The organism is Exiguobacterium sp. QJM3NY_9 (genome assembly GCF_056173545.1).
The window spans coordinates 2,278,127-2,294,408 of record NZ_CM149679.1 but is presented as its reverse complement, the minus strand read 5'-3'; the positions used below and the strand labels follow the sequence as shown (position 1 = coordinate 2,294,408).

At 46.0% G+C, this 16,282-nt stretch carries 13 protein-coding genes, 1 riboswitch and 1 other annotated feature; of the genes, 10 read left to right on the top strand and 3 right to left on the bottom strand.

The genetic code is table 11. The annotated features are described in order from the left end of the window. Nucleotides 1-22 precede the first annotated feature (22 nt). The 3 genes from ytkD to AC0VYQ_RS11740 all read left to right on the top strand — a co-directional run bounded on the left by ytkD (nt 23) and on the right by AC0VYQ_RS11740 (nt 2,627). Nucleotides 23-496, top strand: a complete 474-nt coding sequence (gene ytkD, locus AC0VYQ_RS11750) for an RNA deprotection pyrophosphohydrolase (protein ID WP_029331221.1) — start codon at nt 23-25, stop codon at nt 494-496. Then, the gene (locus AC0VYQ_RS11745; RefSeq protein WP_475403616.1) at nt 468-1,208 is read left to right on the top strand and encodes an alpha/beta hydrolase family protein; all 741 of its coding nucleotides are present in this window, start codon (nt 468-470) and stop codon (nt 1,206-1,208) included. Before ytkD ends, AC0VYQ_RS11745 begins: the two co-directional genes overlap by 29 nt. A 162-nt stretch (nt 1,209-1,370) precedes the next feature. Next, nucleotides 1,371-2,627, top strand: coding sequence for an EAL and HDOD domain-containing protein (locus AC0VYQ_RS11740; protein WP_029331219.1), 1,257 nt, complete (start codon nt 1,371-1,373; stop codon nt 2,625-2,627). A 67-nt stretch (nt 2,628-2,694) separates the two neighbouring features. Here AC0VYQ_RS11740 and pckA read toward each other — a convergent pair whose 3' ends face one another. Continuing rightward, on the bottom strand, nt 2,695-4,263 hold the full coding sequence (gene pckA / locus AC0VYQ_RS11735) for a phosphoenolpyruvate carboxykinase (ATP) (protein WP_159173460.1): 1,569 nt from the start codon (nt 4,261-4,263) through the stop codon (nt 2,695-2,697). A gap of 232 nt (nt 4,264-4,495) precedes the next feature. Beyond that, nucleotides 4,496-4,622, top strand: a riboswitch (SAM riboswitch). A gap of 128 nt (nt 4,623-4,750) precedes the next feature. On the opposite strand from pckA, the gene metK reads away from it, so the two are divergent. The 3 genes from metK to AC0VYQ_RS11720 all read left to right on the top strand — a co-directional run bounded on the left by metK (nt 4,751) and on the right by AC0VYQ_RS11720 (nt 7,372). After that, nucleotides 4,751-5,959, top strand: a complete 1,209-nt coding sequence (gene metK / locus AC0VYQ_RS11730) for a methionine adenosyltransferase (RefSeq protein WP_159173461.1) — start codon at nt 4,751-4,753, stop codon at nt 5,957-5,959. Between the two features lie 141 nt (nt 5,960-6,100). Beyond that, nucleotides 6,101-6,589, top strand: a complete 489-nt coding sequence (locus AC0VYQ_RS11725; RefSeq protein ID WP_475403615.1) for an N-acetyltransferase family protein — start codon at nt 6,101-6,103, stop codon at nt 6,587-6,589. Nucleotides 6,590-6,667: 78 nt separating this feature from the next. Further along, complete coding sequence (locus AC0VYQ_RS11720; protein WP_088837660.1) at nt 6,668-7,372, top strand: alpha/beta fold hydrolase; 705 nt, start codon at nt 6,668-6,670, stop codon at nt 7,370-7,372. 38 nt (nt 7,373-7,410) lie between these two features. Here AC0VYQ_RS11720 and mnmM read toward each other — a convergent pair whose 3' ends face one another. Beyond that, nucleotides 7,411-8,001: a tRNA 5-(aminomethyl)-2-thiouridylate-methyltransferase MnmM gene (mnmM, locus tag AC0VYQ_RS11715; RefSeq protein WP_088837659.1), complete on the bottom strand. Its 591-nt coding sequence runs from the start codon at nt 7,999-8,001 to the stop codon at nt 7,411-7,413. Between the two features lie 171 nt (nt 8,002-8,172). On the opposite strand from mnmM, the gene AC0VYQ_RS11710 reads away from it, so the two are divergent. Further along, the gene (locus tag AC0VYQ_RS11710; protein WP_475403614.1) at nt 8,173-9,348 is read left to right on the top strand and encodes an MDR family MFS transporter; all 1,176 of its coding nucleotides are present in this window, start codon (nt 8,173-8,175) and stop codon (nt 9,346-9,348) included. A 273-nt stretch (nt 9,349-9,621) separates the two neighbouring features. Here the strand turns inward: AC0VYQ_RS11710 and AC0VYQ_RS11705 are convergent. Beyond that, nucleotides 9,622-10,949 (bottom strand): IS3 family transposase gene (locus tag AC0VYQ_RS11705; RefSeq protein ID WP_475403613.1). Its coding sequence is split into 2 segments (ribosomal slippage): nt 9,622-10,580 and nt 10,580-10,949, totalling 1,329 coding nucleotides; the frame shifts between segments, so codons are not numbered across the junction. A gap of 434 nt (nt 10,950-11,383) precedes the next feature. Between AC0VYQ_RS11705 and AC0VYQ_RS11700 the strand changes: the two genes are divergently transcribed. The 3 genes from AC0VYQ_RS11700 (at nt 11,384) to leuS (ending at nt 16,259) form a co-directional block, all read left to right on the top strand. Continuing rightward, nucleotides 11,384-12,415, top strand: a complete 1,032-nt coding sequence (locus AC0VYQ_RS11700; RefSeq protein WP_475403612.1) for a peptidoglycan bridge formation glycyltransferase FemA/FemB family protein — start codon at nt 11,384-11,386, stop codon at nt 12,413-12,415. Nucleotides 12,416-12,899: 484 nt separating this feature from the next. Next, the gene (locus AC0VYQ_RS11695) at nt 12,900-13,544 is read left to right on the top strand and encodes an HAD family hydrolase (RefSeq protein ID WP_214892321.1); all 645 of its coding nucleotides are present in this window, start codon (nt 12,900-12,902) and stop codon (nt 13,542-13,544) included. Between the two features lie 39 nt (nt 13,545-13,583). Then, nucleotides 13,584-13,806, top strand: a binding site (T-box leader). 47 nt (nt 13,807-13,853) lie between these two features. After that, nucleotides 13,854-16,259 carry a leucine--tRNA ligase gene (gene leuS / locus AC0VYQ_RS11690; protein ID WP_475403611.1) on the top strand — a complete coding sequence of 802 codons (2,406 nt, stop codon included), beginning with the start codon at nt 13,854-13,856 and terminating at the stop codon, nt 16,257-16,259. Nucleotides 16,260-16,282: the final 23 nt, after the last annotated feature.

Sequence of the window (16,282 nt, the reverse complement as noted above, 5' to 3'; positions counted from 1 at the left end):
AGAAGAAATGAGGTGCACGTACGTGATTAGATTTTTAGATTACTATCAAAATCAAGTTGAGTTGAGTTTCGATGATCATCCATTCTCAACAAAACCTCTCCATGTCTGGGTCATTGCCGTGTACGAGGGGAAATGGCTATTGACGCATCATAAGCAACGCGGGTACGAGTTTCCTGGGGGAAAAGTCGAACCGGGTGAAACAGCGGAAGAAGCGGCACGCCGGGAAGTGATGGAGGAGACAGGCGGAAGCATCGCAAGCCTCGCCTACATTGGTCAATATCGTGTCGAAGGACGAGGCGATACAATCATTAAGAATATCTACTTCGCCGAAATCGAATCACTCGTTCCGCATCTCGCTGTCGATGAGACAGACGGAGCCTTTTTGTTGGACGACCTCCCGCAGCGTCTTGACGCGAATCGAAAATACAGCTTTATGATGAAGGACCGTGTCCTTCCGGAGACACTTCGTGTACTCGCCGAACGCCGATTGGTTTGAATTGCCGAAGCAAGGTCCCTTCCGGACGTTTCGTATTTACTATGAAACATCTGATCACGAACGGGTCGGTGCCTATGTCGTTTTACCGACACGTCCGAATGGGCAAGGGATGCTGTATTTACGTGGCGGGACACGTAATATCGGAATGGTTCGACCGACGCGACTGATGCAGTTTGCTCAAGCCGGATTTTTAGTCATGGCCCCTTTTTACCGAGGGAACTTAGGGGGCACTGGGAAGGAAGATTTTGGTCATCATGATATTCGTGATGCAACAGGGGCATATGATTGGTTAACCCGTCACGTGGAACGCGTCTCGGTGTTCGGCTTCTCTCGTGGTGGACAGATGGCCTTGTTGTTGGCACATCATCGCCCGGTCGCGCGCACGGTCTCATGGGCAGGGGTGACGAATCTCGTCTGGACATATGAAGAACAGAGAACGATGCAAAAAATGTTACGCCGTTTCACGGGTGGATTGCCAGAGACGCAACAACATGCGTATCAAATCCGTTCGCCGCTCTACGCCGCCCCACAAGGGCAAGTCTTGCTGATTCACGGACGGTACGATCAAAAGGTTCGCTTACGTCATGCAACGAATTACGCTGCACGCTATCCGAGTCAGACGCGGCTTCGGATTTACGAGCAGGCCCATCAGTTTCCGTTGCATGAAAAATTTGCTGTGACGAAGGAAATCATCGATTGGATGATGCACTGATAACATAGGATGTAGTCACCTCGAACAGCCGGGGTGACTTTTTTTAGAAAATCAGTAACATTGATATGTTTTAAAAAAGCATTTTTTAAACAGAAAACAATATTTGGTATACTAAAAAATATGAAGTGAACTATAGGGTGGAAGACAAAAGGGGAGAACGGGATGGAAATCTTGTTGGCACGACAACCAATCGTGAATCGATCCGGTGCCATCGATGCGTTTGAATTATTATATCGTTCAGTTGAAGCTCCTGCTATTTTTGATGGTGAGTTAGCGACGATGGACGTGTTGACGAATACGCTTGTCCATTTAGGTGTCGATCGAGTGGCAGAAGGAAAACGTTTATTCATCAATTTCACCGGTGATTTATTGCAAGGTGAGCTGATTGACCACTTAGATCCGAAACGATTTGTCATCGAAGTGCTTGAGACCGTCGTCATCGATTCGCATATGCTGTCGGTTTTGAAAAAATGGAAAGAGGCTGGATTTCAATTGGCCTTGGATGATTTCGTGACGGATTTATTACGAAATCATGGTCCAGAGTTGTTTGATTTAATTGATTTAATAAAAATTGATATCGAAGCAATCAACCCACGTGAACAAAGTGCGATTTTACATATCGTTAAACGAAACTATCCGCATATCCGTTTGTTGGCAGAGCGTGTCGAAACGCATGAAGATCATCTGCGTAGCTTGAGCATGGGGTACGACTGGTTCCAAGGCTACTTTTATGCAAAACCGATGCTGATGAAAGGGAAGGCTGTTCCGCCACAATTGCCTGTATTGTTAAAGATGTTGAAGTGGCTCGAATCAGATGAGTATTATGATCAAGTCGTTGATGAAATCGAAGGAAATCCATACATTAGTGTGCAAGTCCTTCAGCTTATCAATTCTCCCGGGATTGGTCTTCGAAATACCGTCGAATCCGTTCGTCAAGCGATTTCACTGCTCGGGTTTTCACAACTTAAAAGTTGGATTTCGTTAATCGTTTTACGAGAGATGCGACTTGCGAGTCCGTACAAGTGGTCAGACGAGTTGTTGCGTTCTTCACTGCATTGTGCCAAGTTATGCGAGTTATTTGCACTTGAAACAAAGACGTTACGTCCGGAAAGTGCCTACATGATTGGCTTACTCTCGCATATCGATGCATTACTGTCAGTCGATATTGATGAAATCATCGATCAATTACCAATCGAGTCGACGTTGAAAATCGTGTTACAAGGAAAAGATCACCCGTTTCGTGATTGTTTATTGCTCGCGATTAGTGCCGACCGTGGTGAATTTGAACAGTTTGAAAAACTAACCCATCGTTTTGGTATTTCAAAACAGCGTGCCTATGCACTATTAAAAGAGAGTCAAGATTGGTTGACTAAAAAAGAACTTCATCTGCAACCGGATGAAGAAGATTCAATCGTCTAATGGACGTTAAAAGGCACCAGCTCACTGAACATACAGTGTCTGGTGCCTTTTAATTATCTTAATTTAATTAAACACGTGGCCCTGCTGATTTGATTTCAGTAGTTGCACTGTCGAACCGTGTGAAATTTTGTTTGAATTTAGTTGCCAAAGCCCGTGCTTGTTGTTCATACGCATCAGCATCCGACCAAACTTTGACAGGATTGAGCAAGTCGCTTGGGACACCAGGGACTTCGAGCGGCATGTGTAGCCCGAAAATCGGATGCTCTTCCGTCGGGATATCAGCGAGCGTGCCGTTGACAGCTGCATTGACCATCGTCCGTGTATAGGAAAGCTTCATCCGACTTCCCGTCCCATATGCGCCACCCGTCCAGCCTGTATTGACGAGGTAGACCGTGACACCATGCCGGTCGATGAGCTCACCGAGCATCGTTGCATATTTTTCAGGAATGAGCGGTAAGAAAGGCGAACCGAAGCATGTCGAGAATGTCGCTTCCGGTTCTGTTACGCCACGCTCTGTCCCGGCTAACTTCGATGTATACCCGGATAAGAAGTGATACATCGCTTGCTCCTTCGTCAACTTACTGATTGGCGGCAGGACGCCGTAAGCATCAGCTGTTAAAAAGACAATCGTTTTCGGATGTCCGGCGCGTGATGGTACTGCAATATTATCAATCGCTGTAATCGGATAAGCGGCCCGTGTGTTTTCCGTTTTCGACGTATCATCATAGTCAGGAATTCGTGCATCATCGAGGACGACGTTTTCGAGGACAGTGCCAAAACGAATCGCATCAAAGATTTGTGGTTCTTTTTCGCGCGATAGGTTGACCGTTTTTGCGTAACAGCCACCTTCGATATTGAAGACGCCGTCGTTGGACCACCCGTGCTCATCGTCACCAATCAATTGACGACTGTCGTCAGCAGACAGTGTGGTCTTACCAGTACCGGATAATCCGAAGAATAAAGCGACGTCACCCTCATGACCGACGTTAGCCGAGCAATGCATCGATAAGACGTCTCGTTGAGGTAAAAGGTAGTTCATGACAGAGAAAATCGATTTTTTGATTTCGCCCGCATATTCCGTTCCACCGATTAAGACAATCCGATGTTCGAATGACATGGCGATGAACGTTTCGGAATTCGTTCCATCGACTTTCGGATCTGCTTTGAAGTGAGGCGCATAAATAACCGTGAAAGGCTCAAAAGCAGCTTCTGTCGGATATTCACGCAAAAATAGTTGTTTTGCAAACAAATTATGCCAAGCATATTGTGTCACAATCCGAACCGGAAGGGTAAAATGAGTGTCTGCACCAGCAGCAGCTTCTGTGTAGTAGAGCTGATCTGCTTCATTCATGTAGCGAAGAACTTTTTGTAAAAGTTGCTCGAAGTTGTCTGCTTCCATCGGTTGATTGACATGGCCCCAATCGATATGTGACTCGCATGACTGATCGCGAACAATGAACTTGTCTTTAGGTGAACGACCTGTAAATTTCCCCGTTTCTACAGACAGAGCGCCATTTTCAGCAAGAACCCCTTCTTCGTTACGAATTGCATGTTCGACTAGCTCAGCAACAGATAGTTGTTTGAACACATGCTCCTTCTTGAGTAGCTCTTCGATATTCAGGACCGTCATCGGCATCCTGACCCCACCTTTCCCCTACGTTGGTTTAGCTCTGGCATTTAGTATGACACATTTATTATATATGACATACTAAAGGATGAGCAATCCTTTTTTAGCGCTGATTTCTATTTTTCTGGAAACGCTTTCAGCATTAACAGTTTAACATCTCTTCGGGAAAGTTTCGACTAGAAATTAAAACGTAGCTTGACAGAGTGGTCACAACTTTATATCATGTAATTCGTAACGGATACTCTTATTCTGAGCAGGTGGAGGGAACAAGGCCCGAAGAAACCCGGCAACCGTCCTACATTAAGAATTCTATTAATGAAGGAAAAGGTGCTCTCCTGAAGCGAAGTAAACACTTCGAACGATAAGAGGGTAAAGGAAGAACGCACAACCTTTCCCTGACCATTTTTTGGACATGGAGAGGTTTTTTTCATTTTACCGTCCCACTCAACTAGGGGAAATGAGTACACCGTCAAATTCTTTTTTGGGAGGGTCAAACATGACAAACCTTAATCGCCGACTATTTACGTCGGAGTCAGTTACTGAAGGTCACCCGGATAAAATCTGTGACCAAATCTCGGATTCTATCTTAGATGCAATCCTCGCAGCCGATCCGAATGCTCGTGTCGCTGCTGAAACATCTGTCACGACAGGACTTGTCCTCGTCGCAGGTGAAATCACGACATCGACTTATGTCGATATCCCGAAAGTCGTTCGCGAAACAATTCGTGAGATTGGCTATACACGCGCTAAATATGGTTTCGATGCAGACACTTGTGCTGTATTGACTTCAATCGATGAGCAATCAGCAGATATCGCTCTCGGTGTTGACCAAGCGCTTGAAGCACGCGAAGGTAGCATGTCAGATGAAGAAATCGATGCAATCGGTGCAGGGGACCAAGGTCTCATGTTCGGTTATGCAACGAAAGAAACACCTGAATTGATGCCACTTCCGATTTCACTTTCACACAAACTTGCTCGTCGTCTCGCAGAAGTCCGTAAAACTGGACAACTTGACTACCTCCGTCCGGATGGTAAGACGCAAGTAACTGTAGAATACAATGAGAACAACGAACCGGTTCGTGTCGATACAATCGTCATCTCAACACAACATGCAGAAGAAGTGACGCTTGAGCAAATCCAAGCAGACCTGAAAGAGCATGTCATCGCACCTGTGATTCCATCAGAATACATCGATGCGGAAACAAAGTTCTTCATTAACCCGACAGGCCGCTTCGTCATCGGTGGACCACAAGGTGATGCAGGATTAACTGGACGTAAAATCATCGTTGATACGTATGGTGGATATGCACGTCATGGCGGCGGCGCATTCTCTGGTAAAGATCCAACAAAAGTTGACCGTTCTGCAGCATATGCAGCACGTTACGTCGCGAAAAACCTCGTAGCTGCTGGTCTTGCAGATAAAGCAGAAGTTCAACTTGCGTACGCGATTGGTGTCGCGCACCCAGTATCGATTGCAGTTGATACGTTTGGAACAGGTAAACTTCCAGAAGCACAACTCGTCGAACTCGTTGCTGAAAACTTCGATCTTCGCCCAGCAGGGATCATCAACATGCTTGATCTCCGCCGTCCGATTTATCGTCAGACAGCAGCTTATGGTCATTTCGGTCGTACAGATATCGAATTACCATGGGAGCAAACAGATAAAGCAGCAATTCTTGAAGAACAAGCGAAACGATTCGCTTAATTTTCAGTTCAGAAGCAGACTCGCATGAGTTTGTTTCTGAACTTTTTTTGTTTGTCTCGAACTTTGCAGGGAAACGAATGATTTTTCTAGAAAAGGGTAAAAGAACATGTACCGGTAAACGGAAAAAAGGGGGAGTCCGATATGGAGATACGCGAAGCAATTCCTACTGATGCGGCACGCATTCATGATATTGCCATTACCTCTTGGATGGATACGTACGAAGAGATTTATTCGGAAAGCTCGAAAGCCCATTTCGTACAAGAGGCGTATCCGCAAGAAGAAGTCGTTCGAGCAATTCGGACGGCGGAGGAAGCGCGGGGAGAATATTTCAATGTCGCCATTATCGAGGAAGAAATCGTCGGTTTCATCCATGCGATCGATGTTGACGGCACGTGGGAAATCGTTCGCTTGTATGTACTACCGAAATATCAACAAAATGGGATTGGACGAAAGTTGATTCGTGAACTTGAACACCAAGGTGCTTCCCCGATTGAAGTCTACGTTGAATCACGAAACTATAAAGCGCGCCAGTTTCTAGTCTCTTTCGGTTTTAGAGAAGAAAGTGAAACGACTGAAGAAATTTTCGGTCAAGTGGAACCTGTGACACGCTTAAAACGTATATATGAATGAAAATCCGACTTAAGATGGTTTTTGACATCAAGATGTAAACGTTATAATACAGAGATACTTGTATGAAGAGGTGAGTTTGTGGAAGATCAAGCAACAGGGATTATCGTACTCGTCTATCCCCTTCAACTGCGAGCGACGCCGAGCGATGCATTAATTCGAGTCCTTGAAAAGGATTATGAAGTGTTACGTGTAGACGCACCGCGCCGGATATCGCTTGAGGAACATCAACAACTACTGAAGGATGCTTTACGAGAAGCCGGAAAACGAAAGTTACCGATTCATATCATCGCCTGCAGCATGGGCGCACTCGTCGTCAACCGGCTACTGCAGGAATATGAATTGCCGATTGCGAGTTTGTCGTATATTTCGCCGTTATTTGATTGGCATAATTCAAAACAACTCGGTGGCGTCAAACAAGTATTTGCAAGTGCATTCGATCGTTTTCGGCCGGATGCGCCACTCGGGATGTTGCCGTTTGGTCAAAATAGTGAAGATACGGCACGTCTTGGTGAGTTGACATATGCACAGTACCGGGAGATTGAAGAAGAAATCGTCTTACATGATGAAGAGCGGAAGAAACTACCGCGAGTCAACCTCGCTTGTTTTTATGCACCGGACGATCAATTCGCGGACGTAAAATATACGTTAGAGATTTGCCGGAAAATGGGTGGCGATCAAATCTATCTTCAACGGCTCCATGGATTTCCGCATTTCAGCTTTGAACGTCTCAATACACGGTTCGCTGAAAAATTATTGCTTTTTTTGAAGATGGTTGAGGAATGACAAAAAAGACGCTGTCGTGCTGACAGCGTCTTTTACTATTAATCGAGTGTTTGCTTTTTTAATTTTTTTTCGATGGCGATGATGAAAGGAGGATTGTTTTGTTGATTGAGAAAACGATACTGTAAGACGGCGTAGTCTTGCTGCGAAAGACTTTCGACATAATCGAGAACAGCATCCCGTTCCCGTCTTCCTTCTACATGTCCATGATAGATGACGAGGACGATTAAACCGCCGGGTACGAGGACGGGTAACAAAGCACCTAGCGCTTCTAACGTATCTTCACCGGTCGTCGTGACGGACTTGTCACTTCCTGGTAAATAACCAAGATTGAAAACGCCCGCTCGAATCGGACGGGCTTCATTAACGAGGCGTGCGCCAACATGAATATGACTTTCGTGGTAGAGATCGACCCACTCTTTGACGTGAGCGGTTTCTAGACGACGTTTCGTTTCTTCAATCGCTTGTTCTTGTACATCGAAGGCGATGACACGACCGTCTGGTCCGACTTGCTCCGCAAGAAACAAGGTATCGTGACCATTTCCGGCAGTCATATCGACGACACAATCTCCTTCGTGGATGACAGATTCTAAGAGTTCTTTGGCATAAGGTAAGACGCGGGCTAGTGACATGGGTTTAGGCTCCTGTTCAAGTAAGATTGTTCTTTGTTCGTTCATCACGTATTCTTTTGTTCCTGATTATACCATTATTCCGATAATTCATTCAAAATGAAGTTTCTTGACAGAGCACAGAACAATTTCGTAAAGTGGCAAAGGTGAGAACTATATTGGAGGACACCTATTATGCCGAAATTACCTCGTGCGGTCTGGATCCTCGTGTTGGCGATGGCGATCAATACGACAGGAGCCTCTTTTTTATGGCCGTTTAATACATTATATATTCATGAATACTTAGGCGAATCCATGACCAAGGCAGGAATGGCCTTGTTCGTCAACTCGGCGCTCGCAATCGTCGGAAATTACATGGGTGGAAAAGCGTTTGATCGTTTAGGTGGGAAGCGGACGCTCATCATCAGTGTCATCGGACTCGTGATTGCTTCGATTGGTCTGCTGTTGTTCCATCAGACATTCATTGGTTATGTGACGATGCTTGGATTGATCGGTTTCGTCGGGGGGATGGTGTTCCCGACGATTTACGCATTAACCGGTCTGATTTGGCCAAAAGGCGGACGACGTGCCTTCAATGCAATCTATGTAGCACAAAACGTTGGAGTTGCGCTTGGTACGGCAGTCAGTGGTCAAATTGCTGCGATTGATATTCAATTTATTTTCATCGCGAACTTATTGCTCTATGTAGTGTTTGCGATTGTTCTGTTCATAGGATTGAACTGGATTCAGGCGCCGCAGGTTAAACGACAAAAAGAGTTCACGACGGAAGAAGTCCGTGAGCCGTTATCGAAGGAATCGGTTCGGACGATGCTCTACGTTTCAGTCGGATATGCGTTGCTTTGGTTCGTTTATGTACAATGGCAAGGAACGTTTGCCGTCCACACGAAATCACTTGGTGTGACGATTTCCGAGTACTCGATTTTATGGACAATCAATGGAGCATTAATCGTCTTCGCACAACCGCTCTTGACGCCGATTTTAAGATGGTTCGGAGATGATCTAAAACGTCAATTATTGACGGGAACGGGCATCTTCTTATTATCCTATCTCATCGTACCGTTTGCTGAAGGGTTTGAAATGTTTCTTGTTGCGATGGTCATTTTAACGATTGGAGAGATGTTCATTTGGCCAGCTGTCCCTGCGATGGCGGCACGACTTGCACCGATCGGTAAAGAAGGTGAATTCCAAGGTTACGTCAACATTGCGGCTTCCGCCGGACGGATGATTAGTCCGACGGTCGGTGGATTGATTTACGATTTATCTGGGATGAATGCGGTCTTCTTGACGCTAATCGGATTGATTTTACTTGCAGGTATCGTATTTGTTCGAGCAATTCCTAAAACTAATTAAGGGAGCTTAGACCAACTGTTTCGAAAAAGAAATAGGTGGTCTAAGCGTCGTGTAGACAAACTATTAAGAAGCGTAAACAGGTGGTATCGAGATGCAATCCGTTCTGGCTTCCTTGTCTCGCCTCGTCTTCAAAGCGATTCAAGACGTATTGCGCGCTAAACCGTTTGCATGCCCGACTTTCCGTCACAGTGTTACTTGAAAAAGCGTCACGTTTCGTTGACTCTGAACTGAGCCCTAGAGTTTGGACAGTTTAATAAAAGCACCCTTAACGTATTAAGCTGCTATGAGATGGCTTCGGTATTGTACCGGAGTCATCTTTTGTAGTTTCCATTGTCTTCGTTCGCTATTGTAATAATCAATGTAAGCATCGACCATGGCACAGACCTCATCGAGGTCAGATGCTAATTTATAATCGACATAATCTTTCAAGTGCCCAAAGAACGATTCCATCGGGGCATTATCTAGGCAGTTTCCTCTACGAGACATGGATTGAAGCATTCCCATCTCACGGATGCGTGTTTGATAAGCAGGATGCGTATAATGGAATCCTTGATCGGAATGTATCATGGCTTCCGGGTGTATATTCCCTTGAAGTCGTTCTGCGAGTTTATTCGTTGTATGAAGGACTAGTTCCATATGGAGGCTTGTAGATAGATGATGTGCCATAATTTCACGTGTAGCGACATCCTTCACACAAGAGAGATAAACAGTTTGGCCAGATCCAATACGGAGATAAGTGATGTCTGTGACGAATACCTTACCAGGCTCATCTTGATCGAAACGACGGTTCAAGTGGTTCGGTACAGTCTTATGTTCATATGTCGCTTTAGCGATTTTACGATAAGCGTTCTGCCTACGGATTTTCGTCACGATTCCAAACTTCCTCATGATACGCAAAATACGTTTATGATTCATCGGTCCACCAATAAGATCAAGCATCTCCATGTAAAGACCACGATAGCCGATTTTTCCCTTGTGACGATCATGAACACGTTTTAGAAGTAGGTAGTCCGCATAGTCGCGTTCTTCCCGAAGGGAAACACTATCCGTACGTGCGAGCCAGGCGTAATAACCACTGCGGCTCACTTCAGCGAGCGTACATAGATCCGTCACGAATCGGCCCGATGATTGTTTCCGTAAGACAATATTGATTGCCTGATAGCGCTCAGATGCGGTTAGTTTCGATACTTCGCCTCTCTTTCGAGAGCGTCGAGCTTTTTTAGTAATTCGTTCTCCGTTGTGAGGTACTTGATTCGTGCTTCAGCTTTCGCAAGGCGTCGTTCGACGGAATCATCTTTTTTCGGTCGACCTCCAAGATTTGATTTTCCACGTCTCTCATTCAAGAGTCCTTCTTCTCCATAAATACGATAGGTCTTCCGCCATCGTTTCAACGCTTCGTTCGTTGTTCGCTTACCGATCATGTCCAGGTCAAAGCCGCTTTCCTCAAAGATTTGTATCGGTCGCTTACCAGCTAAATTCTCACGTACAGCGTGAATCTTAAATTCTCCTTTATATTGAATCGTACGATCTGATACCGAGGCTACGTGAAGATTCGCTTCAAGTTGTCTGATTTGATCTGGATTGAAGGTACGTCTGTTCATGAATAATTCTCCCGTCTAAATTGAATAGGTACAGTATATCGATATCTTTAAACACAAAAAACCCCGAATGGGGTCTTTTATCAAGTGTCCATCATTCAGGGTTCAGTTCACTCCTGCGGGGAAAAGTGCGTTTTTTAACGCACTTTCAGAGGCAGGCAAGACCCTGCTCGTTGTCCGGGAGGACCAAGGAGCAACGGCTTGCGCCTCGCCCGAGGAAAGCAACGAAAAAAGACGCTTGATCTCCCAATAGCACTTTGTGTACAGTCTGAGACCAACTGTTTCGAAAAGAAATAGTTGGTCTTTTTTTTGCTAAACGGAATAAAAAGAAATCAAACAGGGTACTGATTTAAAGAGGTAAAATTTAATTAATTAACCAAATTAAAGGAATTTAATTTTATTTTTATGGTCTGTTTTTTAACAGGAGGTGTACCAGAATGGCAAAGTGCGTTTTTATCGACGATCAGGCAACTTGGACAGCACTTATTCGCAATCAGCCGCTAGACATCTTTTACAGTTATGAATACGTTATGTTAAATGCACGAGAAGGGGAACATCCCGGGTTGATTTATTTTCAAGGAGAGGCCGGGAAACTGTTTTATCCTTTCTTAAAACGAGCTATTTTTGATACGGAGTATTGGGATTTGATTACTCCATACGGATATGGCGGTCCTGAAGTGGTGGGTGATTTGACTGAAAAGGAGTGGGCAGAGGCTCGAACTTCCTTTTATGACTGGGCATTGCAGAAAAAGATTGTCACAGAGTTGATCCGATACAATCCGTTGACTGAAAATCAGCGGTATGCACACCACTGGACACAAAAAGAATTTATTCGACATACTACGAGTATCGACCTACGACCATCCGTAGAAGAAATTACACAGACATTTCATAAGAAGACGCGGAGTATGATTCGGAAATCACTGGCTTCTGATTTAGTTGTCCGGCGAGGGACACACGAAGATTTACAATCGTTCATTCAATTGTATTATCAGACGATGGACCGAAAGGACGCTTCGAGCCATTACTACTTTTCTCGAGATTACTTCGAACAGTTATTTGAGCCGACGAACCTCTGTACGCCGCTCCTCTTGATTGCAGAACTTAACGAGGAAATCATCGGAGGTTACTTCGTTTTACTTGGTCGAGAATTTGCACATGGTCATTTGATTGGCTGTAAGCGGGATGAACATAAGGTCTATCCAAATCAACGGTTAGAATTCGAGGCTATTTTATGTGCGAAAGATGCCGGGTTGGTCGAACAGCATTTAGGTGGCGGGTATAAAGAGCGTGATAGCCTGTTCGAGAGTAAGTGTCGCTATACGGGCTATCGTTTGTTTGAATATCATTTAGGAAAAAATGTTCTACTGCCTGCTCAATATGAACAACTGTGCCAGCTCTATGGAGACGGAGAGTTGGAACATTATTTTCCGGGATATCGTTCGCAACCAACACTGATTTCGAAATGATAAAAACGACAGTCCATCACTGTCGTTTCGGCGTGTAGACAAACTCTTATGAAGCGTGAACATGCGATATCGAGAAGCAATCCGTTCGCGCATCCCTGCCTCGCCTCGTCTTCAAAGCGGCAATTGGTCACGCCGCTACAGCAGAGCTGCAGGGTCGTCCCCGATTGCTTTTCGCTTTAAAAGCGATTCGAGACGGATTGCGCTCTAAAGTGTCTGCATGCCCGGCTTTCCGTCACGGTAGTACCTAAAAAGCGTCATATTTCGTTGACTCCTATGGGAAAAGTGCGTGTTTAACGCGACTTGCCAGAAGCAGGCAAGACCCTGCTCGTTGTCCGCTAGGATCCAAGGAACAACGGCTTGCGCCTCTCCAGAGGAAAGAAACGAAAAAAGACGCTTGATCTCCCGGTAGCACGTTGTCTACAGTTTGAAACGACAGTCCATCACTGTCGTTTTTTTGTTAAAATCAAAAAAAGGAGTGGATGGGATGCAAACGAGGGGTTTAATCTTCGATATGGATGGCGTCATTTTAGATAGTGAAATTCGCTACTTTGGGGTACATAAAAAAATGTTTCATCAACTCGGGATTCCACTTGATTTAGTTCAATATGCGACCTTCATGGGTAAGACGGGCGACGAGATGTGGCAGGAATTAATTGAACAACATCGCTTACCGCATCAAACGGATGCGTTACTTGCACAGGAACATGACTTATTTCAACAACACGCCAAGCCAGAAGACTGTGGATTAAAGGAAGGGGTTCATGAGTTGATGAGTATCGCTCGAAACGAAGGCTACGGGATTGCAATTGCATCATCGAGTTCGCTTGAAAAAATTGAACGCGTCATCGCATTTTATGGGTTGACAGTCGACGCCTACACGAGCGGTTTTGAAGTCCCGCGCTCTAAACCGGACCCTGCTATCTTCGAGCTGACAGCAAAACGGATGGGTCTCGCCCCAGAGTCATGTATCGTCATTGAGGATGCGGCGAACGGCATGATGGGGGCGAAAAAAGCTGGGATGGAAGTCATCGCGTTACTCGACGACCGGATGCCGGGGCAGATGTTACATCACGCGGATCATCAGGCTTCGACACATGCTGCGATTGGAGAAATTTTACGGAAACGTTGACGGTTGATTAAGATTCAGATTAAACTAACTAATAGATAGTCAGATGCAACGAACTGAAGTAGTAGTGGAGACATTCCGTTTAGAGAACTGGTGGGTGGTGCAAACCAGTCGGAACTGTCCATGAACTCGTCAGGGAGCATGATTCGTGAACAACGAGTAGCGAATCCGGTCCTTCACACCGTTATCTGTGAGTCAAGCGGTCTGTCATTGACAGACAACGTGGGTGGTACCGCGGAAGCCAAACCGGTCTTTCGTCCCTATTCTTAGGGGCGGAGGACCGGTTTTTTTTAATCAGAGGAGGAAGAATAGATGTCGTATAATCATCGTGAGATTGAACCAAAATGGCAAGCGCGCTGGGAACAGGATAACGCGTTCGTAACGACGGAAGACCCAAGTAAGGAAGGCTTTTATGCCCTCGACATGTTTCCTTATCCATCGGGAGCAGGACTGCATGTCGGACACCCGGAAGGATACACGGCAACGGATATCCTCGCCCGCATGAAACGGATGCAAGGGTATAACGTCCTCCACCCAATGGGATGGGATGCGTTCGGACTCCCGGCAGAACAGTATGCACTCGATACGGGGAATGACCCGCGTGAGTTCACGGCACAAAATATTGAAACGTTCAAACGTCAGTTGAAAGACCTCGGTTTTTCGTATGATTGGGACCGTGAAATCAATACGACGGATCCGAAATACTACAAATGGACACAGTGGATCTTTACACAACTTTACGAAAAAGGACTTGCGTTCGTCGACGAAGTGGCAGTCAACTGGTGCCCGGCACTTGGAACGGTCCTTGCGAATGAAGAAGTCATCGATGGATTGTCTGAACGTGGAAATCATCCCGTCGTCCGTGTCCCGATGCGCCAGTGGGTCCTTAAGATTACGGAATACGCGGACCGTCTCCTCGACGATTTAGATGAACTCGATTGGCCGGAGTCGGTGAAAGAAATGCAACGGAACTGGATTGGTAAATCGGAAGGTGCGGAAATCGACTTTACGATTGACGGCCACAAAAAACAAGTCACGGTCTTCACGACACGTCCGGATACAGTCTTTGGCGCGACATACCTTGTCTTAGCACCGGAGCATCCATTCGTCGCAGATATCATGACAGCAGAACATCAGGCAGCGGTCGAACGTTATATCGCGTCTGTTCAAACGAAATCGGATCTCGAACGAACAGATCTTGCAAAAGAGAAGACGGGTGTCTTCACGGGTGCGTTCGCCGTCAACCCGATTTCTGGCGAACGTCTTCCGATCTGGATTGCCGACTATGTTCTTGCGACGTATGGAACAGGTGCCATCATGGCCGTTCCGGCACATGACGAACGCGATCATGAGTTTGCAAAACAATTTGATCTTCCAATCATCGAAGTCGTAACGGGTGGAGATGTTCAAGAAGCGGCGTATACGGGAGAAGGGGAACACGTCAATTCTCAGATGCTCGACGGTCTCTCGAAGGCGGATGCAATCGAAACCATCATCGCGGAACTCGAAACGAACCAAGTCGGACGGAAGAAAATTACGTATCGTCTGCGTGACTGGCTCTTTAGCCGTCAACGCTATTGGGGCGAGCCGATTCCAGTCGTCCATATGGAAGACGGAACGATGAAGACGCTGGATAAAGAAGAGTTGCCACTTGAACTTCCGATGATTCCTGAAATCAAACCGTCGGGAACAGGAGAGTCGCCGCTTGCTCTTGCAGAAGAGTGGCTCGACTATACGGATCCTGTGACAGGGATGAAAGGACGCCGCGAAACGAACACGATGCCACAATGGGGCGGTAGCTGCTGGTACTACCTTCGTTTCATCGATCCGCATAATGAAGAGGCGCTCGCGGATCCGGAGAAATTAAAATACTGGCTTCCGGTCGATATTTATATCGGTGGGGCAGAACATGCGGTCCTTCACTTACTGTACGCACGTTTCTGGCACAAAGTGTTATACGACATCGGGGTTGTTCCGACAAAAGAGCCATTCCAAAAGCTATACAACCAAGGGATGATTCTTGGCGAAAACAACGAAAAGATGTCGAAATCACGTGGGAACGTCATCAATCCGGATGAAATCGTCAAATCACACGGAGCAGATACGCTTCGTCTGTACGAAATGTTCATGGGACCACTCGATGCTTCTGTGTCCTGGTCGGAAAATGGGCTCGACGGTGCACGTCGCTTCCTTGACCGCGTCTGGCGTTTGTTCGAACGGACTGCAGACATTCAAGATATCGAGACGGTTGACGCCGACTTTGAACGTGTCTATCACCAGACCGTCAAGAAAGTGACGGAAGACTTCTCGAACATTCAATTCAACACAGGGATTTCGCAGTTGATGGTCTTCGTCAACGAAGCGAACAAACAGCAAGTGTTGCCACGTCACTTCCTTCGTGGATTCGTTCAGTTGTTGACACCAGTCGCACCTCACCTCGGGGAAGAGTTATGGGAACAACTCGGGTTTGAAGAGACATTAACGTATGCGGCGTGGCCGACATATGATGAAACGAAACTCGTCAGTGATACGATGGAGTTCGTCATTCAAGTCAACGGAAAAGTCCGTTCAAAATTGACAATCAGTATCGACGCAACAAAAGAAGAAATCGAAGCACTCGCGTTTGCAGATGAAAAAACAAAAGAGTGGATTGGCGACAAGACGGTTCGTAAAGTCATCGTCGTACCGAAAAAGCTCATCAATATCGTAGCAAACTAATACGAATCCCCTTGCCCATGTAG